This is a genomic window from Mycobacterium sp. NGS17 (assembly GCF_059813205.1).
The window spans coordinates 31175-52155 of record NZ_JCALED010000011.1 but is presented as its reverse complement, the minus strand read 5'-3'; the positions used below and the strand labels follow the sequence as shown (position 1 = coordinate 52155).

General features: G+C 68.0%; 18 protein-coding genes and 1 pseudogene. 13 read left to right on the top strand and 6 right to left on the bottom strand.

Annotation, left to right across the window (positions count from 1 at the left end; all coding sequences use genetic code 11):
* Positions 1 to 31: 31 nt before the first annotated feature.
* From AC5Y7E_RS21310 to AC5Y7E_RS21260, 11 genes and pseudogenes are all read left to right on the top strand, one after another.
* On the top strand, positions 32 to 1588 hold the full coding sequence (locus tag AC5Y7E_RS21310; RefSeq protein WP_499915883.1) for an alpha/beta hydrolase: 1557 nt from the start codon (positions 32 to 34) through the stop codon (positions 1586 to 1588).
* A gap of 138 nt (positions 1589 to 1726) precedes the next feature.
* Positions 1727 to 3292 carry an alpha/beta hydrolase gene (locus AC5Y7E_RS21305; RefSeq protein ID WP_499950646.1) on the top strand — a complete coding sequence of 522 codons (1566 nt, stop codon included), beginning with the start codon at positions 1727 to 1729 and terminating at the stop codon, positions 3290 to 3292.
* A 75-nt stretch (positions 3293 to 3367) separates the two neighbouring features.
* Positions 3368 to 3670: a hypothetical protein gene (locus tag AC5Y7E_RS21300; RefSeq protein ID WP_499950645.1), complete on the top strand. Its 303-nt coding sequence runs from the start codon at positions 3368 to 3370 to the stop codon at positions 3668 to 3670.
* A 112-nt stretch (positions 3671 to 3782) separates the two neighbouring features.
* Positions 3783 to 5123: a type I glutamate--ammonia ligase gene (gene glnA, locus AC5Y7E_RS21295; RefSeq protein ID WP_499915889.1), complete on the top strand. Its 1341-nt coding sequence runs from the start codon at positions 3783 to 3785 to the stop codon at positions 5121 to 5123.
* A gap of 50 nt (positions 5124 to 5173) precedes the next feature.
* Positions 5174 to 8158 (top strand): bifunctional [glutamine synthetase] adenylyltransferase/[glutamine synthetase]-adenylyl-L-tyrosine phosphorylase, encoded by a 2985-nt coding sequence (locus tag AC5Y7E_RS21290; protein ID WP_499950644.1) that lies wholly within the window; start codon positions 5174 to 5176, stop codon positions 8156 to 8158.
* On the top strand, positions 8155 to 8799 hold the full coding sequence (locus AC5Y7E_RS21285; RefSeq protein WP_499950643.1) for a PaaI family thioesterase: 645 nt from the start codon (positions 8155 to 8157) through the stop codon (positions 8797 to 8799). The genes AC5Y7E_RS21290 and AC5Y7E_RS21285 overlap by 4 nt, the downstream gene beginning before the upstream one ends.
* A pseudogene (locus AC5Y7E_RS21280) lies at positions 8796 to 9655 on the top strand (TIGR03619 family F420-dependent LLM class oxidoreductase). The gene AC5Y7E_RS21285 and the pseudogene AC5Y7E_RS21280 overlap by 4 nt, the downstream one beginning before the upstream one ends.
* Positions 9656 to 9808: 153 nt before the next feature.
* Complete coding sequence (locus tag AC5Y7E_RS21275; protein ID WP_499950642.1) at positions 9809 to 10066, top strand: ANTAR domain-containing protein; 258 nt, start codon at positions 9809 to 9811, stop codon at positions 10064 to 10066.
* Positions 10067 to 10131: 65 nt separating this feature from the next.
* Positions 10132 to 10305 (top strand): hypothetical protein, encoded by a 174-nt coding sequence (locus AC5Y7E_RS21270; RefSeq protein ID WP_499915899.1) that lies wholly within the window; start codon positions 10132 to 10134, stop codon positions 10303 to 10305.
* A 234-nt stretch (positions 10306 to 10539) separates the two neighbouring features.
* Complete coding sequence (locus AC5Y7E_RS21265) at positions 10540 to 10677, top strand: hypothetical protein (protein WP_499915901.1); 138 nt, start codon at positions 10540 to 10542, stop codon at positions 10675 to 10677.
* 205 nt (positions 10678 to 10882) lie between these two features.
* Positions 10883 to 11221, top strand: coding sequence for a hemophore-related protein (locus AC5Y7E_RS21260; RefSeq protein WP_499950641.1), 339 nt, complete (start codon positions 10883 to 10885; stop codon positions 11219 to 11221).
* Between the two features lie 317 nt (positions 11222 to 11538).
* On the opposite strand, the gene glnA (AC5Y7E_RS21255) is transcribed toward AC5Y7E_RS21260, so the two are convergent.
* Complete coding sequence (gene glnA, locus AC5Y7E_RS21255; protein ID WP_499915905.1) at positions 11539 to 12975, bottom strand: type I glutamate--ammonia ligase; 1437 nt, start codon at positions 12973 to 12975, stop codon at positions 11539 to 11541.
* A 244-nt stretch (positions 12976 to 13219) separates the two neighbouring features.
* On the opposite strand from glnA (AC5Y7E_RS21255), the gene AC5Y7E_RS21250 reads away from it, so the two are divergent.
* Positions 13220 to 13642 carry an RDD family protein gene (locus AC5Y7E_RS21250; protein ID WP_499950640.1) on the top strand — a complete coding sequence of 141 codons (423 nt, stop codon included), beginning with the start codon at positions 13220 to 13222 and terminating at the stop codon, positions 13640 to 13642.
* A gap of 67 nt (positions 13643 to 13709) precedes the next feature.
* On the opposite strand, the gene AC5Y7E_RS21245 is transcribed toward AC5Y7E_RS21250, so the two are convergent.
* From AC5Y7E_RS21245 to sucB, 5 genes are all read right to left on the bottom strand, one after another.
* Positions 13710 to 14462: a DUF4191 domain-containing protein gene (locus AC5Y7E_RS21245; RefSeq protein ID WP_499950639.1), complete on the bottom strand. Its 753-nt coding sequence runs from the start codon at positions 14460 to 14462 to the stop codon at positions 13710 to 13712.
* 38 nt (positions 14463 to 14500) lie between these two features.
* Positions 14501 to 15442, bottom strand: a complete 942-nt coding sequence (gene lipA / locus AC5Y7E_RS21240; protein WP_499950638.1) for a lipoyl synthase — start codon at positions 15440 to 15442, stop codon at positions 14501 to 14503.
* The gene (gene lipB, locus AC5Y7E_RS21235) at positions 15439 to 16137 is read right to left on the bottom strand and encodes a lipoyl(octanoyl) transferase LipB (protein WP_499915911.1); all 699 of its coding nucleotides are present in this window, start codon (positions 16135 to 16137) and stop codon (positions 15439 to 15441) included. Before lipB ends, lipA begins: the two co-directional genes overlap by 4 nt.
* A gap of 118 nt (positions 16138 to 16255) precedes the next feature.
* Positions 16256 to 17179, bottom strand: a complete 924-nt coding sequence (locus tag AC5Y7E_RS21230; protein ID WP_499950637.1) for a TIGR01777 family oxidoreductase — start codon at positions 17177 to 17179, stop codon at positions 16256 to 16258.
* A 16-nt stretch (positions 17180 to 17195) separates the two neighbouring features.
* On the bottom strand, positions 17196 to 19001 hold the full coding sequence (gene sucB, locus AC5Y7E_RS21225; protein ID WP_499950636.1) for a 2-oxoglutarate dehydrogenase, E2 component, dihydrolipoamide succinyltransferase: 1806 nt from the start codon (positions 18999 to 19001) through the stop codon (positions 17196 to 17198).
* 196 nt (positions 19002 to 19197) lie between these two features.
* Between sucB and AC5Y7E_RS21220 the strand changes: the two genes are divergently transcribed.
* Complete coding sequence (locus AC5Y7E_RS21220; RefSeq protein WP_499915916.1) at positions 19198 to 20976, top strand: SDR family oxidoreductase; 1779 nt, start codon at positions 19198 to 19200, stop codon at positions 20974 to 20976.
* Positions 20977 to 20981: the final 5 nt, after the last annotated feature.

Genomic DNA, 20981 nt, shown 5'->3' with positions numbered 1-20981 from the left:
TCTCAGGTTTCCTCTGGCAGCATAGGTTGGCATGGGGCTGTCTCGCCGCGGCGATATCGCGCGCACGCTGCTGATCTGGACGTCGATGGCTGCCGTCGCGCTGCTGCTGGCGGGCTGTGTCCGCGTCGTGGTGGGACGCGCCGTCATGTCCGGGCCGAAGCTGGGCCAGGCCGTCGAGTGGACGCCGTGCCGCGCCGCGAACCCCAAGGTCAAACTCCCCGCCGGCGCGTTGTGCGGCAAACTGGCCGTGCCGGTCGACTACGACCACCTCGACGGCGACGTGGCAACGCTGGCCATGATTCGTTTCCCCGCGACCGGAGACAAGATCGGCTCGCTGGTGATCAACCCCGGCGGGCCGGGCGAGTCCGGCATCGAGGCGGCGCTGGGCGTCGTCCAGTCGTTGCCGAAGAAGGTTCGCGAGCGATTCGACCTCGTCGGCTTCGACCCCCGCGGGGTGGGGTCGTCGCGGCCGGCGGTCTGGTGCAACTCCGACGCCGACAACGATCGGCTGCGCACGGAGCCCAACGTCGACTACAGCCCGGCCGGCGTCGCCCACATGGAGGACGAAACGAAGCAGTTCGTGAGTCGCTGCGTCGACAAGATGGGTAAGGACTTTCTGGCCAATGTCGGCACCGTCAACGTCGCACGGGATCTCGACGCCATCCGCGCGGCGGTCGGTGACGAAAAGCTCACCTACCTCGGCTACTCCTATGGCACCCGGATCGGCTCGGCCTACGCGGAAGCCTTCCCGCACAACGTGCGGGCCATGATCCTGGACGGAGCCGTCGACCCCAACGCCGATCAGATCGAAGCCGACCTTCGTCAGGCCAAGGGATTCCAGGACGCCTTCAACAACTACGCCGCCGACTGCGCGAAGCAGCCGACCTGCCCGCTGGGCACCGACCCGGCCAAGGCGGTGGACGTCTACCACAGCCTGGTCGACCCGCTGGTCGACCCGAACAACCCCATGGTCGGCCGGCCCGTCCCGACGAACGATCCCCGCGGCCTGGGCTACAGCGACGCGATCATCGGCACCATCATGGCCCTGTATTCGCCGAACCTGTGGCATCACCTGACCGACGGTCTTTCCGAACTCGTCGACCACCACGGCGACACCCTGCTCGCTCTGGCCGACATGTACATGCGCCGCGACTCGCACGGCCACTACACCAACGCGACCGACGCGCGGGTCGCGGTCAACTGCGTCGACCAGCCGCCGATCACCGACCGCGCCAAGGTGATTGACGAAGACCGCCGCTCCCGCGAGGTCGCACCGTTCATGAGCTACGGGCAGTTCACCGGCAACGCGCCGCTGGGCACCTGCGCATTCTGGCCGGTGCCGCCGACCAGCAAGCCGCACACCATTTCCGCGCCCGGCCTGGCGCCCACGGTGGTCGTGTCCACGACCCACGATCCGGCCACCCCGTACAAGGCCGGCGTCGATCTGGCCAACGAGCTGCGCAGCTCGCTGCTCACCTACGACGGCACCCAACACACCGTCGTCTTCCAGGGCGACGGCTGCATCGACAACTACGTGACGGCGTATCTGGTCGGCGGTTCCATTCCGCCCGACGGCGCCAAGTGTTAGGCAGGCCGCTGGCGCCGAACGTGCACTCACGGCGAGCTTTTCGCCGATTCTTCGCCGTCAGTGCACGCTCGGCGACGCCGGCAGCCGAGACCAAGGCGTAACCGTTTCGCGCTGCCACGGGTACCCGGGCCTGCAACGATGACAGCCATGTCGCGCCTGAGATCGTTGAGCTCGGCGCTGTTCTCCTTGCTGATCGTCAGTGGCCCCTGCGTCGTCATGTCGCCCCCTGCCGGCGCCACGCCGGAACCGGGTGCCGGGCAGACGCCGACCCCGAATCCGCCTTCGGCCGCGGTGCCGCAAGGGTGGGGCAGCTGCAGCCAATTCGTCGGTGACACAAGCGATATCCCCACCGCGCAGTGCACCACCGTGTCGGTACCGATCGACTACAGCAACCCCGCCGGCGCGCAGGCCAAGCTGGCGGTGATCCGGATACCCGCGACGGGACAACGGATCGGATCCCTTCTGGTCAATCCCGGCGGTCCCGGCGGCTCGGCGGTCGACATGGTGTCCTCGATGGCCCCGAACCTCGAGGACTCTTCAATCAGGCGCAATTTCGACCTGGTCGGCTTCGATCCGCGCGGCGTGGGCCATTCGACCCCCTCGCTGCGCTGCCGCACCGACGCCGAATTCGACGCGTACCGGCGTGAGCCGATGGTCGACTACAGTCCGGGCGGCGTGGCGCACATCGAGCAGCTCTACCGCCAGCTGGCCCAGCAATGCGCCGACCGGATGGGGACGGCGTTTCTGGCCAACGCCGGCACCGCCTCGGTCGCCCGCGACATGGATGCCGTCCGCCAAACGCTGGGTGACGACCAGATCAACTACCTGGGCTACAGCTACGGCACCGAGCTGGGCACCGCCTACCTGGAGAAGTTCAGCAACCACGTGCGCACGATGGTGCTCGACGGCGCCATCGACCCGACCGTCGGGCCGATCGACGAGAACGTCAACCAAATGGCGGGATTCCAAACTGCTTTCAACGACTACGCCGCCGACTGCGCCCGCTCAGCGGGCTGCCCGCTGGGCACCGACCCGGCCCAATTCGTCAACCGGTACCACGCGCTGGTCAACCCGCTGGCGACCAAGCCCGGTCGCACCGCGGACCCGCGCGGCCTGAGCTATGCCGACGCGACCACCGGCACCATCAACGCCCTTTACACGCCCGCGCACTGGAAATACCTGACCAGCGGCCTGCTCGGCCTGGCCCGCGGCACCGACGCGGGCGACCTGCTGCTGCTCGCCGACGACTACGACGGCCGCGACAAAGACGGGCACTACTCCAACGACCAGGACGCATTCAACGCGATCCGCTGCGTCGACGCGCCGAACCCGACCGACCAGGCCAGCTGGGTGAGTGCCGATCAGCGCATCCGCCAGGCCGCGCCGTTCCTGAGCTACGGGCAGTTCACCGGCAACGCTCCCCGCGATGTCTGCGCGCTGTGGCCGGTGCCGCCGACGTCGGCGCCGCACGCCGCGCCGCCGATGGCGCCCGGCAAGGTCGTCGTCGTCTCCACCACGCATGATCCGGCAACGCCGTATCAGGCCGGCGTGAACCTGGCCCACCAACTCGGTGGGCCGCTGATCACCTATGACGGCACGCAGCACACCGCGGTTTTCAACGGCCACCAATGCGTGGACGACGCCGTCGTCCGGTATTTGGTCGCCGGAACGCCGCCGCCGGCCTCCTACCGCTGCCAGCCCTGACGACCGCCGGACCGCGCGATCGGCGTCGAATCGTTTGCTGATTATCCGGGGTGAGGGCTGGGTATTCCCCTGACCATGCGTTTCATCTATCTCGCTGTCACGGCCGGGCTAGCCGTCGCCGTCCTGTTGATCGCCCCGGCTGTGCTGATGGCCGCGTCTGCTCACGCTGATTTCAGTGGTTACCGCCGCTGCGTGGGCAAGATTACGGAACCGATCGGGGAAGCCGACCCGCAGAACTTGCAGCTCATCGGCGAAATCAAGCAGGATCTCAATTCCGGTGTCACACCGGCTGCTGAAGCCCAAAAGGTTTCCCACAAGGGATTCAACCCTCAGCTCGCCAACGGGATCGTTCAGTGCGTCATCGAGGAGCGCCCGTAGACGGGCGGTCGGTCCGCAAGAGCGGCTCGAGTCCGACCTCGAGGCCAGGTCACAGCACATCCGTACTGATCCGGTAACACAGAATTAACAGCAGTTGCATACTGTTCGGGATATGGATCGACAGAAGGAATTCGTCCTCCGCACCCTCGAGGAACGGGACATCCGCTTCGTTCGGCTGTGGTTCACCGATGTGCTCGGTTTCCTCAAGTCGGTCGCCATCGCCCCGGCCGAGCTCGAAGGCGCCTTCGAAGAGGGCATCGGCTTCGACGGATCCTCGATCGAGGGCTTCTCGCGGGTCTCGGAATCCGACACCGTGGCCAACCCCGACCCGTCCACCTTTCAGGTGCTGCCGTGGGCCTCGCCCAGCGGCCACCACCACTCGGCGCGGATGTTCTGCGACATCACCATGCCGGACGGATCGCCGTCGTGGGCCGATCCGCGGCACGTGCTGCGCCGGCAGCTGCAGAAGGCCAACGACCTGGGCTTCTCCTGCTACGTCCACCCGGAGATCGAATTCTTCCTGCTCAAGCCGGGCCCCGACGACGGGACGCCCCCGGATCCCGTCGACAACGCCGGCTACTTCGATCAGGCCGTTCACGACTCCGCGTCGAACTTCCGCCGCCACGCGATCGAAGCCTTGGAATTCATGGGCATCTCGGTGGAATTCAGCCACCACGAGGGCGCGCCCGGCCAGCAGGAGATCGACCTGCGGTTCGCCGACGCGCTGTCGATGGCCGACAACGTGATGACGTTCCGCTACGTCATCAAGGAGGTCGCGATCGAGAACGGCGCCCGCGCGACCTTCATGCCCAAGCCGTTCGGGCAGCATCCCGGCTCGGCGATGCACACCCACATGAGCCTGTTCGAGGGTGACGTCAACGCGTTCCACAGCCCCGACGACCCACTGCAGCTCTCGGATGTCGGTAAGTCCTTCATCGCCGGGATCCTCGAGCACGCCTCGGAGATCAGCGCGGTCACCAACCAATGGGTCAACTCCTACAAGCGATTGGTGGGGGGCGGCGAGGCGCCCACCGCGGCATCGTGGGGTGCGGCCAACCGGTCCGCGCTGGTGCGGGTGCCCATGTACACGCCGCACAAGACGTCGTCGCGGCGCGTCGAGGTCCGCAGCCCCGACTCCGCGTGCAATCCGTACCTGGCCTTCGCCGTGCTGCTGGCCGCCGGACTGCGCGGGGTGGAGAAGGGCTACGTGCTTGGCCCGCAGGCCGAGGACAACGTGTGGGACCTGACCGCCGAGGAACGCATCGCGATGGGCTATCGCGAGCTGCCGACCAGCCTGGACAGCGCGCTTCGCGCCATGGAGTCCTCCGAGCTGGTCGCGGAAACCTTGGGGGAGCACGTATTTGACTTCTTCCTGCGCAATAAGCGCACGGAGTGGGCCAACTATCGCAGCCACGTCACCCCGTACGAACTGAGGACGTACCTCTCGCTGTAGCCCGTATCGGGCGCCGATCAGGCTGAAGATCGGCTGGTTGCGCTACGGTCGTGGTCGTGACCAAACCCGCGACGCAGCGCCCCAGGCTGCCCAGCGTCGGCCGGCTCGGGTTGGTCGATCCGCAAGCGGCCGAACGCATGGCGCAGCTGGGTTGGTACGAGCACGACGATCAGGCCCACGTCGACCTGCTCTGGTCGCTGTCTCGGGCGGCGGATCCCGACGCCGCGCTGCTCGCCCTGGTCCGGTTGTCGGAGAACCCCGATGCCGGATGGGATCAGCTCAATGCCGCGTTGCTCGCCGAGCGCCCGCTGCGCGGCCGGCTGTTCGGCGTGCTCGGCTCGTCGCTGGCCCTCGGTGATCACCTGATCGCCCAGGCTGGCTCCTGGAAACTCTTGCGCGGCAACGTCAAACTCCCCACCCACGACGAGCTGTGCGCCATGTTCACCGAGTGCGTCGACGAATCGCTGGCGGCGCCGGGCTCGGCGATGGTGCGCCTGCGCACGCTGTACCGCGACCAACTGCTGATACTGGCGGCGCTGGATTTGGCCGCGACGGTCGAGGACGAACCGGTGGTCCCGTTCACCGTGGTGGCGGCCCACCTGTCGGACCTGGCCGATGCGGCGCTGGCCGCCGCGCTGCGGGTGGCCGAGAACAGCGTGTGCGGCGACCGGACGCCGCCACGGCTGGCGGTCATCGCGATGGGCAAATGCGGTGCCCGAGAACTGAATTACGTCAGCGACGTCGACGTCATCTTCGTCGGCGAGCAGGCCGACGCGGTCACCACCCGGGTGGCCAGCGAGATGATGCGGCTGGCCTCCGAGGCGTTCTTTCAAGTCGACGCCGGGCTGCGGCCGGAGGGGCGCAGCGGTGAACTGGTTCGCACCGTCGAGTCGCACATCGCCTACTACCAGCGGTGGGCGAAGACCTGGGAGTTCCAGGCGCTGCTGAAAGCCCGTGCGGCGGTGGGCGACGCGGACCTCGGGCGGCGCTATTTGGACGCGCTGATGCCGATGGTCTGGGTCGCCTGCGAGCGTGAGGACTTCGTGGTCGAGGTGCAGGCCATGCGCCGTCGGGTCGAACAACTGGTGCCCGCCGAGGTCCGCGGCCGCGAGATCAAGCTCGGCAGCGGCGGATTGCGCGACGTGGAATTCGCCGTGCAGCTCCTGCAACTGGTGCACGGCCGCGGCGACGACTCGCTGCACGTGGCGTCGACGGTGGACGCGCTCGCCGCGCTGGGCCAGGGCGGCTACATCGGACGCGAGGACGCGGCCAACCTCACCGCCTCCTACGAGTTCCTTCGGCTACTCGAGCACCGGTTGCAGCTGCAGCGGCTCAAGCGCACCCACTTGCTGCCCGAGGCCGACGACGAGGAGGCGGTGCGCTGGCTGGCGCGGGCCGCCCACATCCGGCCGGACGGGCGCCACGACGCGGCCGGGGTGCTGCGCGAGGAATTGCGACACCAGAACCTGCGGGTTTCCCAGCTGCACGCCAAGCTCTTCTATCAGCCGCTCCTGGAATCGATCGGCCCGGCCGGGCTGGACATCGCCCGCGGCATGACCTCCGAAGCCGCCGAGCGCCAACTGGCGGCGCTGGGTTACGAGGGCCCGCAGACCGCGCTGAAGCACATGTCGGCCCTGGTCAACCACAGCGGGCGGCGCGGCCGCGTGCAGTCGGTACTGCTGCCCCGGTTGCTGAACTGGATGTCGTACTCGCCCGATCCCGATGGCGGGCTGCTGGCGTACCGGCGGCTGTCCGAGGCGCTGTCCGGCGAAAGCTGGTATCTGGCCACGCTGCGCGACAAGCCCGCGGTGGCCCGCCGGCTCATGCACGTGCTGGGGACCTCGGCGTACGTGCCGGACCTGCTGATGCGCGCGCCGCGGGTCATTCAGGATTACAGCGACGGGCCGTCCGGCCCGAGGCTGCTCGAGACCGAGCCCGCCGCGGTGGCCCGCGCGCTGGTCGCATCGGCCGGCCGTTACTCCGACCCGGTGCGGGCGATCGCCGGGGCGCGCACGCTGCGGCGCCGCGAGTTGGCCCGCATCGCATCCGCCGACCTGCTCGGCATGCTCGAGGTCACCGACGTGTGCGCGGCGCTGACCTCGGTCTGGGTGGCGGTCCTGCAGGCGGCGCTGGAGGCGATGATCCGGGCCAGTTTGCCCGTGAACGGGAAAGCGCCGGCCGCGATCGCGGTCATCGGCATGGGCCGGCTGGGCGGCGCCGAGTTGGGTTACGGATCCGACGCCGACGTCATGTTCGTGTGCGAACCCGCCTCCGGTGTCGAGGATTCGGTGGCGGTGCGCTGGGCGACGGGTGTCGCCGAGCAGGTGCGGGCGCTGCTGGGGACGCCCAGCGTCGACCCGCCGCTGGAGGTCGACGCCAACCTGCGGCCCGAGGGCCGCCAGGGTCCACTGGTGCGCACCCTGGCCTCCTACGCCGCGTACTACGAGCAGTGGGCGCAGCCGTGGGAGATTCAGGCGCTGCTGCGGGCGCACTCGGTTGCCGGCGACGCAGAGCTGGGGCAGCGGTTCCTGCTGATCGCCGACAAGACGCGGTACCCGTCGGACGGGGTGTCCAGCGAAGCGATGCAGGAGATCCGGCGGATCAAGGCCCGTGTGGATTCCGAGCGGTTGCCGCGCGGCGCGGACCCCAACACCCACACCAAGCTGGGGCGTGGGGGACTGGCCGACGTCGAGTGGACCGTGCAGCTGCTGCAATTGCGGCACGCTCACGAGATCCCGGCGCTGCACAACACGTCGACCTTGCAGTGCCTCGACGCGATCGCCGCGGCCGACCTGGTGCCCGCCTACGAGGTGGAGCTGTTGAGGCAGGCCTGGCTGACGGCGACGCGGGCGCGCAACGCGCTGGTGCTGGTCCGCGGTAAGCCCACCGACCAGCTGCCCGGCCCCGGCCGCCAGCTCAACGCGGTCGCCGTGGCCGCGGGCTGGCCGACGGATGAGGGCGGCGAATTCCTGGACAACTATCTACGGGTGACACGACGAGCAAAAGCGGTGGTGCGCAAGGTGTTTGGAAGTTGAGTCAGGAGGCCGGCGCGTTGGACGCCATATTCGAGGTGCTCAGCGCGGCGGAGGCCGAGCGCGTGACCGCGCTATACGCTCCGCTGGCCGGTGCGGTCCGCGAGCTCGTCGACGCCACCATCCGGACCGAGGCGGACGACGAGGTTGTCGCCGAGGCCAGGAAAGCGATCGAGGCCGTCACCGCATCGTTGCGGCAGCGCACCCGCCCGCTCGGGGTGAGCTATCGCGTCAACGGACGCCCGCTGCCGTTGGGCAACGCAGCCATCGGCGTCTGCAACCCCATCGCCCCGCCGATCGTCGTGCAGCACGAGGGCGAGGGCCGCTGCTGGAGCGAATTCACCCTCGGTTCGGCCTACGAGGGGCCGCCCAAACTGGTGCACGGCGGCGTCAGCGCCCTGGTGCTCGATCACATGCTCGGCGAGGCGGCCAGCGAGGGGCTGTCGAAGGCGCGTTTCACCGGAACCATCACGGTGAAGTATCTGCGCGGCACCCCGCTGGGCCCGCTTCGCTGCGAGGCGTGGGTCGACGGCAAGGAGGGCCGCAAAGTCTTTGCGCGCGGCACCATTTCGGATGCCGCCGGCGTCACGGTCGAGGCCGAGGGCGTCTTCATCGAGCCGGCCTGGGCGCAGGAGACGCAGTGAAGTTCTACATCAGCAGCGCCTTTCTGAACACCCGCGAGATCATCGAGCTCGCCAAGGCCGCCGACGAGCTGGGCTATGACGGGATCGGTATCCCCGATCACGTCGTCAATCTGGAGACCCTGGACACGCCGTACCCGTACACCAAAGACGGCCAGCGGCGCTGGCAGCCCTTCACCGACTGGCCCGATCCCTGGGCCTCGTCGGTGCGCTGGCGCAGGTCACCACGAGGTTGCGGTTCGTCAACACCGTCTATATCCCCGCGATGCGCAACCCGTACTCGGCGGCGAAAGCCATTGGCACCGCGGCGGTTTTGGCGTCCGGCCGGGTGGAGCTGGGTATCGGCGTGGGGTGGTGCCGTGAGGAATTCGCCTTGATGGGCGAGCAATTCGAGGCTCGCGGCAAGCGCACCGACGAGATCATCGAGCTGATGCGGGCGCTGTGGGCGCCGGGCTGGACGGAGTTCGAGGGCCAGTTTTATCGGGCGCCGCGGCTCGAAATGCAGCCGACGCCGCCACCGATTCCGGTCTATGTCGGCGGCCTGTCCGACATCGCGCTGCGGCGTGCGGCCCGCAACGATGGCTGGATCGGTGATCTGATCAAGTCCGAGCAGGCCATCGACGCGGTCGGGAGGCTGCGGGAGATGCGCGCCGAAAACGGTTTGGCCATGGACGATTTCACCATCCTGACGCCGCTGACCGACGCGTTCACCACCGCCGACTATCAGCGGGTCGAGGATGCGGGCATCACCGGCATCATCACGATGCCGTGGATGTTCTACGCCGGGCCGCACGCCAGCCTGGACGACAAGATCGATGCCATGCAACGCTTCCGCAAGGATCTGGCACTCGACGGCTAGCGGCGCGACATGAAAAGTGGCGCAGGGGCCTGGCTATTGTCGCGGGGACCCCGAGTCGGCCCGCTCACGGCACGAAAAATCGGAGCATAATTGGGCCATAGGCCGAAGCCGGCTTTGCTCATGACCGGGCGGCTTCGGCCAGATTGGAAAAGCATGATGACCGACCATTCCAATGCGAGTCAGCTCTCGCCCGCTGAGCTCATCGAGCAAGCCCTCGACGTCATCATGAACCGGTTCGATCTCGACGCCGAACAAGCGATGAAAGTGCTTCGCACCATCTCACGCGAAACGTGCACGCAGATGTGCGTGGTCGCCGAGCAACTAGTCAAGGACAACGGCACTGTGGACCCGGTGCACCCTGAAAAAGATGCGCTGCTGCGGCTGGTTCGTCGCGACGAAACAATAGCTTGACGGCCATTGCCGTTGCGGACTCAACAAATGCGATTAACAACGCGGTCGGCGGGTAAACACACGCAATGGCGCGTGATATCAGGATTATCGACGCCGAACTGCGATCCGTTGCGGCACTGCGCCGTGCGGCTCGAGAACACGGCGGTCCGTTGCCGTCGATAGACGCGGCGGATGCGCTGCTCGACGAACGCTACGAGCTGACGCGCTTCACCCCTGTCCGAGAAGTCGCGAAGGCGTAGGGGTTCTCCGACCGGCCCGTCAGGTGGGCCGGTGGCGGATACCGGGGCGCTCTCCGGTAGCCCAAATGTCGTACTCGAATGCCGGCGGCATAGGCGCGTACTTCGAGCCGTCAACAAACGGCCTCACCACCGTTTCGCCCAATATTGCACACACGCCCAATGGCAGCGTTAGCATCCAATGGTCGCGGCACTTAAGGTGCCCCGGACGATTTCGCTGGAAGAAAGGTGTGATCGATGAGGACGAAGAGCACCAAGAAGATGCTGAAAGTTGTCGCATTGGCCGCAATGCTGACCGGTGTGATGTTGGGGTCTACGGGCTGCATAACGATCGACCTCGCCCCCGCTCCCGTCTACGTCGCGCCAGCCGGCTGATTGACGGCTGAATGACGATTCTCGCCGGTTCGTCGTCGACCTGACGACCGACGTCGAGATTTGCTGCCGGCAGGGCGCGGGCAGTCGCACCAAATCGCCCGGGCCCTTGACTCCGGCGAGCGTCCCTGCCGGCTGAGATTCGGATATCGCCTCCCTGGTCGTCGGGTTGCGTTAAAGTCTGCGCGGTCAGGGAAGGAGTTCACACATGACCAAACTGTCGTTGACCAGACTCGGTATTGCGGTTGGTGGTTTGACGCTGGTGTTCACCGCTGGGGCCGGGGTCGCGTCTGCAGACCCCGACTTGAGTCCCGCCGTCAACACCACCTGCACGTATGACCAGCTCGTCGCTGCCTTGAACGCGCAAGACCCAACGCTCGCCGCGATTTTCAACAATTCGCCAGATGCGCAGGCAGGTTTGCGTCAATTCATCGCCGGGTCGCCCAGCCAACGGAGGCAATTGGCCCAGCAGATAGTGAGCGATCCGGATAGCCAGCCATACATCGGAGTTCTGCAGCGAAGCTTCGATACCTGCAACAACTTCTAAACGGCTCGGGGGGCTGCCGATGCGAACGCGCAACGGCTTCTGGAACAGTCACGGCTTCGCACCCGACTCGCCGCTGGCCCCGAAATCTATTGGTGCGCAGCGGAACTGGCCCGGCAGTACAGAACGTCGTCAACGCTTCTCTGACATACACCACAGCGGCGCCGGATTGCACCGGCAGACCACCGGCCGCACTCGCAGCATGCCGATGAGTCCACCCGCTCGGCGATCGGTGTGGTGAGCGCGAAGCGGATGGACCCACTCGGAACTACTGCGGACGCTACGACTCAGAGCGTTCCGGCTCGTAGCCGTCAGCCGGCTTACACGTCGTAGTACAGCGCGAACTCGTAAGGGTGCGGCCGGATCTGGACCGGCAGGATTTCGTTCTCGCGCTTGAAGTTGATCCACGTCTCGATGAGGTCGGGCGTGAACACGCCGCCCTCGGTGAGGTACTCGTGGTCTTCTTCCAGCCGGTCGATTACCGCGGACAGCTGCGTGGGCGCCTGCGGGATGTTGGCGGCCTCCTCGGGCGGCAGCTCGTAGAGGTCCTTGTCGACCGGCGCCTGCGGCTCGATCTTGTTCTTGATGCCGTCCAGGCCGGCCATCAGCATGGCCGAGAACGCCAGGTACGGGTTGCCCGACGAGTCGGGGCAACGGAACTCGAGCCGCTTGGCCTTCGGGTTGGTGCCGGTGATCGGGATGCGGACACACGCCGACCGGTTGCGCTGGCTGTAGACCAGGTTGATCGGCGCCTCATAACCCGGCACCAGACGCTTGTACGAGTTCACCGTGGGGTTGGTGAACGCCAGCAACGACGGCGCGTGGTGCAGCAGGCCGCCGATGTAGTGGCGGGCGGTGTCCGACAGGCCGGCATACCCGGTCTCGTCGTACATCAGCGGGCTGCCGTCCTTCCACAGCGACTGGTGGGTGTGCATGCCGGAGCCGTTGTCGCCGAACAGCGGCTTGGGCATGAACGTGACGGTTTTGCCGTTCTGCCAGGCCGTGTTCTTGACGATGTACTTGTAGAGCATCATGTCGTCGGCCGCGTGCAGCAGCGTGTTGAACTTGTAGTTGATTTCGGCCTGGCCGCCTGTGCCCACCTCGTGGTGGCCCTTCTCCAGGCTGAAGCCGGCCGTGATGAGGTTGGACAGCATCTTGTCGCGCAGGTCGACGTAGTGGTCGACGGGCGCGACGGGGAAGTAACCACCCTTCGGGCGCACCTTGTAACCGCGGTTCGGGCTGCCGTCGAGCTCGTTCGGCGAGCCGGTGTTCCACCAGCCCGCGATCGCGTCGATCTCGTAGAACGAGCCGTTGGTGCGCGAGTCGAAGCTCACGGAGTCGAAGATGTAGAACTCCGCCTCGGCGCCGAAGTAGGCGGTGTCGGCCACGCCGGTGCTGATCAGGTAGTTCTCGGCCTTGCGGGCGATGTTGCGCGGGTCGCGCGAGTACGGCTCGAGGGTGAACGGGTCGTGCACGAAGAAGTTGAGGTTCAGCGTCTTGGCTTCGCGGAACAAGTCGATCTGCGCGGTCGCGGGATCGGGCAGGAGCAGCATGTCGGATTCGTGAATGGACTGGAATCCGCGAATCGACGAGCCGTCGAAGGCCAGGCCGTCCTCGAAAACGCTCTCGTCGAAGAACGAAATGGGGATTGTGAAGTGCTGCATGATGCCGGGCAGGTCACAGAACCGGACGTCGACAAATTCGACGTTTTCGTCCTTGGCGAGCTTGAAGACGTCGTCGGGCGTCGTTTCCGTCACAGAGTGCTCCTTTACTTGGTGAGATCCGCGGCCTGACGCTATGGAGCAGATGTTGCCCGTCAGTCAACCCGATGTTGCGCGCACGTTACGTGACCATGCCACACGCTAGAAGTGGCCACTTCGGCGGCGGGTTCTATTGTGGGGCCATGGATCGCAAGATCGTATCTTTTCCGGTGTCCAGGCGCACCGTCCGCCCTACTTACCAGGCCGTTGCGGCCGGTTATTCGGACTCCGGTCCGCGTCGATGATGGCGGAATCGCGATCCGCATATCCCGGGGAAAAGCTGGGATTTCCACAGAGCGGACCGGGCTCCCTGGCGCCGATGGGGCGGCGACTGGCCGCGTTGACCATCGACTGGCTGATCTCGTACGGTCTGGCCGCGCTGGCCATGCGTTTCGGCTTGTTCTCCCAACCGGTGCTGGCCACCGCGGTCCTGGTGGTCTGGTTCGTGCTGGGCGTGGTCTTCCTACGATTGTTCGGATTCACCCCCGGGCAGCTGGCGCTACGCCTACAGGTCGTGACGGTCGACGGCCGTGGGCCGGTCGGCCTGGGCCGCGCGGCGGTGCGTGGCGTGCTGGTCGGCGCCGTCGTCCCGGCGTTGTTCACCGACTGGGACGGTCGCGGAATCCAAGACCGACTGACCGCGACGGCCGTGGTGCGCCGCTGAGCTGATGGCGCCGACCCGCGGCGCCCGGCTTCGCCGCGCTTGCGATCGACGCTGATTCGATGGCGAGCTACTTGCGGCGCACCGTGCGCTGCACGCCGCGCATCTTGCCCGAGTTGGGCAGCGGCCCCTTGGGCAGAACGGCGGCGCCGGCCCGTGATCCCAGCGCGGCCAACCGCGACTCCAGCGTGTCCATCTGTTTGACGGTGATGTTGGCCGGCAGCCGGGTGAGGTGGCGCTCCAGCTTGGCCAGCGGCACCTCGTCCTGCCCGTTGCCGACGATGATGTCGTAGATCGGCACGTCCCCGATCAGCCGGGCGGTGCGCTTCTTCTCCTGCGCCAGCAGCGGTCGAACCCGCGTGGCGGCTCCCTCGCCGACCAGGATGACGCCGGGCCGGCCGATCACCCGGTGAACGGCGTCTAAGTGGCCGGTCGCGGCCACCCCCGGGGTCACCCGCCACTTGCCCCGCAAATTATCCAAAGCCCATGCGGCAGCCCCGGTTTGGCCTTCGGCTTTGCGGTAGACCGATTTCTGGGCGCGGCGGCCGAACACGATGAAGGCGACCAGGCCGCCCAGCACCACGCCGAGCGGGATCAGGGTGATCATCGTCAGCCCGCCGGCCCAGATACCGACCCCGACCGAGATACCGACGATCAGCAGGAAGGCGCCGATCATGTAGGGCAGGAGGCGCTTGTCCTCTTGGCGCTGAATCTTGAACGCCTGCCACAGCTGGGTGCGGCGCTCCCGCGCGGCGGCCTTGCGGGCAGCCTGCGCCTCCGCCCGGGCGGCCTTGTTCTCAGCGGCATTGCGGGGTTTAGCCATAGTCAAAGAATACGTAGGGCCGAGACCGGCCGACGCCGCTACCGTGCCGCGGCGTCGTCGGCGCGGCTGCGGGCGGCTTGCTCGTAGAGCCGTCCCGCGCGGTAGGACGAGCGGACCAGCGGCCCGGCCAGCACCCCGGCGAAGCCCAACTCCTCGGCGTAGTGCGCGAACTCGACGAATTCCTCCGGCTTCACCCAGCGCTCCACGGGGTGGTGACGCGCCGACGGGCGCAGGTACTGGGTGATGGTGATGATGTCGCAGCCGGCGTCGTGCAGGTCGGCAAGCGCGGTGCGCACCTCGTGCGGGGTCTCGCCCATACCGAGGATGAGGTTGCTCTTGGTGACCAAGCCGAAGTCGCGCGCCGCGGTCAGCACGTCGAGGCTGCGCCGGTAGGTGAAAGCCGGCCGGATCCTTTTGAAGATGCGTGGCACCGTTTCGACGTTGTGCGCCAACACTTCCGGGCGCGACTCGAACACCTCGGCGAGCCGGGTGGGCTCGCCGTTGAAGTCGGGGATCAACAGCTCGACGCCGGTCGACGGGTTGAGTTCCTTGATGGCGCGCACGGTCTCGGCGTACAACCAGGCCCCGCCGTCGGGCAGGTCGTCGCGGGCCACCCCGGTGACGGTGGCGTAGCGCAGGCCCATCGTGCGCACGCTGTCGGCGACCCGCCGGGGCTCGTCGCGATCCAGCTGCGCGGGCTTTCCGGTGTCGATCTGGCAGAAGTCGCAGCGGCGGGTGCACTGATCACCGCCGATCAGGAAGGTGGCCTCCCGGTCCTCCCAGCATTCGAAGATGTTGGGGCAGCCGGCCTCCTCGCACACCGTGTGCAGCCCTTCGCGCCGGACCAGGCTTTTGAGCTGGGTGTACTCCGGCCCCATCCGGGCCCGCACCCTGATCCACGGCGGTTTGCGCTCGATGGGGGTCTCGGCGTTGCGCACCTCCAGGCGCAAAAGCTTGCGTCCCTCCGGTGCGACAGTCACATCGCTGATGCTACGCGCGCGGCGAGGTGGTCACGGACCGGCAGCACTCCGTCCAGGGCGTCACAGACGGCGTCGCCGACCGCCGTCTGGACATCGTCGACCGACACCGGGCGGCGCAGCTCGGCCGACAGTGACGTCACCCCGGCGTCGCTGATGCCGCACGGCACGATGGCGCGGAACGCCTTCAGGTCGCAGTCGCAGTTGAGCGCGAACCCGTGCAGGGTCGTCGCGCGCGACACCCGGACGCCGATGGCGGCCACTTTGCGGTCGGGCCGGCCCTCGTCGCCCGGCACCCACACCCCGGATCGCCCGGGAACCCGGCCAGCGTCCAGGCCGAGGTCGGCGCAGACCTTGATCAGCGCCTCTTCCAGGCGCCGCACGTAGTCGACCACGTCGAGCGGTTCGGCCAGCCCGATGATCGGATACCCGACCAACTGGCCGGGACCGTGCCAGGTGATCTTGCCGCCACGGTCGGTGTCGACGACGGGCGTGCCGTCGACCGGCCTCTCGTGCGGCTCGGTGCGCCGCCCCGCGGTGTAAACGGCGGGATGCTCCAGCAGCAGCAGTGTGTCGCTGCCGCCGGCCACCCGGGCCTCGGCCAGATCGCGCTGCTGCTGCCAGGCCACGCGGTAGTCGACCGTGCCCAAGTGGCGGACATCGATCAAGGCCTGGCTGGACCGGATGGAATCGATCACGTTCGCGACGCTACCCCTGCGGCGGGTGCGATGCGCGTCACGCTGGTGCCACGCTGGTCCGGCGGCGTCACGCTGGCGTGTCCCCAGCTCGGCGCGCGGAGTACACGCAAGCGCGGAGCTAGTCGTGGTCACGCCGGGCGGTCGCGTAGGCGAGCGCCTCGCCAATGGTGTTGTGGTGGAAGGCGAAACCGGCACGCTCCAGCGCGGACGGGATGGCGCGCTGCCCCATCAGCAGGCCCTCGTCGGCGAACTCGCCCAGCGCGGCCCGGATCGCAAAACCGGGCACCATCAACGGGGTTGGGCGGTTGACCGCCCTCCCGAACGCGGTGGTGAACTCGGCGTTGGTGACCGGAGCGGGCCCGGTCATGTTCACCGGGCCGGTCAGCTCGGGCTCGAAAATGGCGAACAACAGCGCACGCACTTCGTCTTCGAGCGTGATCCACGACATGTACTGCCGCCCGCTGCCCAGCCGGGCGCCCAGCCCGGCGCGAAACAACGGCCGCAACCGGCCCAACGCGCCACCGGCGGAGGAGAACACCAGCCCGGTGCGGGCCAGCACCACCCGGGCGCCGCCGTACTGGGCGGGCAGCGTGGCGGCTTCCCAGTCCTCGCACAGCCTTGCCAGGAAACCCGTTCCCGCACGGTCATTTTCATCGACAACGCGGTCCTTGGTGTTGCCGTAGAAGCCCACCGCGCTGGCGTTGACCATCGTCGCGACACCAGCGTCGGCGACCGCACGCGCCAAGACTTCGGTGGGGGTGATGCGGCTGTCGCGCAGACTCTGCTTGAACGCGCCCGACCAGCGCCGCCTGCCGATGTTGACACCGCACAGGTTGACGACGGCGTCGACGTCGCCGAGCGTATCGGGATCGAGGTCACCGGTCTCGGGATCCCAGTGCAGCTCGTCGGCGTGCGCCGGGGCCCGGCGCACGATGCGCAACACCCGGTGATCGGCGGCGCGCAGGGCGGCGGTGAGGGCGGAGCCGATCAGGCCGGACGAACCCGCAATCGCGATGACGGCGTTCTGACCAGCGCGAGCCACGTTTCGCTTGTCCTTCTTATAGGCCGAGGTCGGCCTCGAAGGCTCCCTCTTCGAGCCGGTGCTTGATGGTGGTCAGGAACCGGCCGGCGTCTGCGCCGTCGATGAGCCGGTGGTCATAGGTCAGGGGGAGGTAGCAGATCGAGCGGACGCCGATCGATTCGTTGCCGAACTCGTCGACGATCACCCGCGGGCGCTTGACGATCGCGCCGGTGCCCAGCATGGCGGCCTGCGGCGGAACCAGGATCGGGGTGTCGAACAGCGCGCCCTGGCTACCGATGTTGGTGATGGTGAAGGTGCCGCCGGACAGCTCGTCGGGCTTCAGGTCGCCCGACCGGGCACGCGCGGCGATGTCGGCGATCGCCCTGGCCAGCCCGGCCAGGGACAGGTCGCCCGCGTTGTGCACGACGGGGGAGAGCAGGCCCTGTTCGGTGTCGACCGCGAAGCCGAGGTGTTCGGCGTCGTAGTAGGTGATCTGCTTGGTGTCCTCGTTGTAGCTCGCATTGACGTTGGGGTGGACCTTCAGCGCGTCGATCACCGCCCGGGCGATGAACGGCAGGAAGGTCAGATTCACCCCCTCGCGCTCGGCGAAAGCCGCCTTGGCCCTGGCCCGCAACCCGACCAGCCTGGTCATGTCGACCTCGTGGGTCTGGGTGAGTTGGGCTGTCGCCTGCAGGGATTCCCGCGTCTTGTTCGCGGTGATCTGCCGGATCCGGCTGGCCTTCTGGGTGGTGCCGCGCAGGTGCGCCAGCGCTGGAGCCGGCGCGGGCGCCGCGGCGGGCTTGGGGGCGGCGGCCGCAGGGGCCGGCGCGGCGGCGGGCGCCTTGGTGGCCTGTTGCTTCTGTTCGGCGGCGGCCAGCACGTCTTGCTTGCGGATGCGGCCGCCCACCCCGGTGCCCGTGACCGAGTTGAGGTCGATGTTGTTTTCGGCGGCCAGTTTTCGCACCAGCGGCGTCACATACGGAGTGCCGTCGGTCCCGGAGCTTGCCGGCTGGGCCGCCGGTTGGGGCTGCGCCGGTTGGGCTTTCGGCTCCGGCGCGGGCTTGGGCTGCGGCGCAGGGGCCGGCGTGGGTTCGGGCTTGGGCTGCGCCTGGGGCTGGGGCTGGGGCCCCGGTTGCGGCTTGGGTTCGGGAGCCGGCGCGGGCGGGGGCGCAGGAGCGGCGGGTGCCGCGGGCGCGGCGGCGTCGGAACGGGCGCCGACGCGCGCCAGCTCGCCGCCGACCGGCACGGTGGCGTCTTCCTCGGCGGTGATGCTGATCAGGACACCCGCCACCGGTGACGGGATCTCGGTGTCGACCTTGTCGGTGGACACTTCCACCAGGGCGTCGTCGACCTGGACCGAATCACCGACCTTCTTGAGCCAGCGGGTCACGGTGCCCTCGGTCACCGACTCGCCGAGTTCGGGCATCAACACCGGAGTCGCGTCGCCGCCACCGGAGCTTGGCTGGGTGGGCGGGGACGCCGGCTGCGCCTGGGGCTGCGGCTCCGGCTGGGACTCGGGCTCGGGCTCGGGCTGCGCCTGCGGCTCCGGCTCGCTGGGCGCCGGCGCGGCCGGCTGCGAGTCGCCACCCGCCGCGTCACCCTCGGAGGCGTCGCCGATGACGGCGAGCTCGCCGCCCACCTCGACGGTGTCGTCCTCCTGAGCGACGATCTTGGTCAGCACACCCGCGGCAGGCGACGGGATTTCGGTGTCGACCTTGTCGGTGGACACCTCGACGAGCGGCTCGTCGAGCTCGACCGTGTCGCCTTCCTGCTTGAGCCAGCGGGTGACCGTCCCCTCGGTGACGCTCTCACCGAGTGCCGGCATCTGGACGGAGAAGGCCATCGTTGTTGACTCCTCGATCGCTCGTGGGTCGGGCGGGTCGATCAGCTCGCTTGCGGAAGGCGCAGTCGCAATCCAAACTATCCTGTCACTGCGCCCTCGTCGGCACACATCCAGGGCAGATACCCCGCGTCGGGCGGGTGACACCGATCACGCTTGCTACGGTGTGGCCACTGCAGCCAGAGCGGGGAGGTCGGAGATGCCGCCAACACAACAACTACCGCAGCGTTTCGTCGACAGCGCCGACGGCGCCCGCATCGCGGTGTACGAAGAGGGCAACCCCGAGGGCCCGACCGTCGTGCTGGTGCACGGCTTCCCCGATTCGCATGTGCTGTGGGACGGGGTCGTGCCGCTGCTGGCCGACCGATTCCGGATCATCCGCTACGACAACCGCGGTGTCGGCATGTCGTCGGTGCCCAAGCCGGTGTCGGCCTACAGCATGGACCGCTTCGCCGACGACTTCGCGGCGGTGACCGGCGAGCTGAGCCCGGGCCGGCCCGTGCACGTGCTGGCCCACGACTGGGGCTCGGTGGGGGTATGGCACTACCTGAAGCGCCCGGGCGCCAGTGACCGGGTCGCCACGTTCACGTCGGTGTCCGGCCCCGCTCAGGACCAGCTGGTCGATTACATCTTCAGCGGCCTGCGCGCACCCTGGAAGCCGCGTACCTTCATCCGGGCGATCAGCCAGGCGCTGCGGCTGACGTACATGATCTTCTTCTCGATCCCGGTGCTCGCGCCGCTGTTGCTGCGGCTGACTCTGTCGGTGCCGGCGCTGCGGCGCAACGCCGTCGACAACATCCCCGTCGAGCAGATCCACCACTCCGAGAAACTCGCCAGGGATGCCGCGCAATCGGTGAAGACCTACCCCGCCAACTACTTTCGGTCGTTCTCCGGTCGCAAGCAGGGCGTCGCGGTCATCGACGTGCCCGTGCAACTCATCGTCAACACCAAGGACAAGTACGTGCGGCCCTACGGCTACGACCACACGCCGCGCTTCGTGCCGCGGCTGTGGCGCCGCGACATCCAGGCCGGTCACTTCTCGCCGATGTCGCATCCTCAGGTGATGGCGGCCGCGGTGCGCGAGTTCGCCGACCAGGCCGAGGGCGGGCAGCCCAGCCGCGCGCTGCTGCGCGCGCAGGTGGGGCGTCCCCGCGGCTCGTTCGGGGACACCCTGGTGTCGGTCACCGGAGCCGGCAGCGGAATCGGCCGCGAGACCGCGTTGGCCTTCGCCCGCGAAGGCGCCGAGCTGGTGATCAGCGACATCGACGAAGCCGCCGTCAAGGCGACCGCAGCCGAGATCGCCACCCGCGGTGGCGTCGCGCACGCGTATGTGCTCGACGTGTCCGACGCGCAGGCGGTGGAGTCGTTCGCCGAGCGGGTCAGCGCCGAACACGGCGTGCCCGACATCGTCGTCAACAACGCCGGCATCGGGCACGCGGGTGGATTCCTGGACACCCCCGCCGAACAGTTCGACCGGGTGCTCGACGTCAACCTGGGCGGTGTGGTCAATGGGTGCAGGTCGTTCGCGCGGCGGATGGTCGAGCGCGGCACCGGCGGCTACATCGTCAACGTGTCGTCGATGGCGGCCTACGCGCCGCTGCAGTCGCTGAGCGCGTACTGCACGTCGAAGGCGGCGACCTACATGTTCTCGGACTGCCTGCGCGCCGAACTCGACGCCGCCGGGGTGGGCCTGACCACGATCTGCCCCGGGGTCATCGACACCAACATCATCAACACCACGAGATTCGACGCGCCCGCGGGCAAGCAGGCCGACGCCGTCGACGGCCGGCGCGGCCAGCTGGGCAAGATGTTCGCGTTGCGGCGCTACGGCCCCGACAAGGTCGCCAACGCGATCCTGTCGTCGGTCCAGAAGAAGAAACCGATTCGTCCGGTGGCGCCGGAAGCCTATGCGCTGTACGGGCTTTCGCGCGTCGCGCCGCAGGGGCTGCGCAACGCCGCGCGCATCCGGGTGATCTGAGGCGA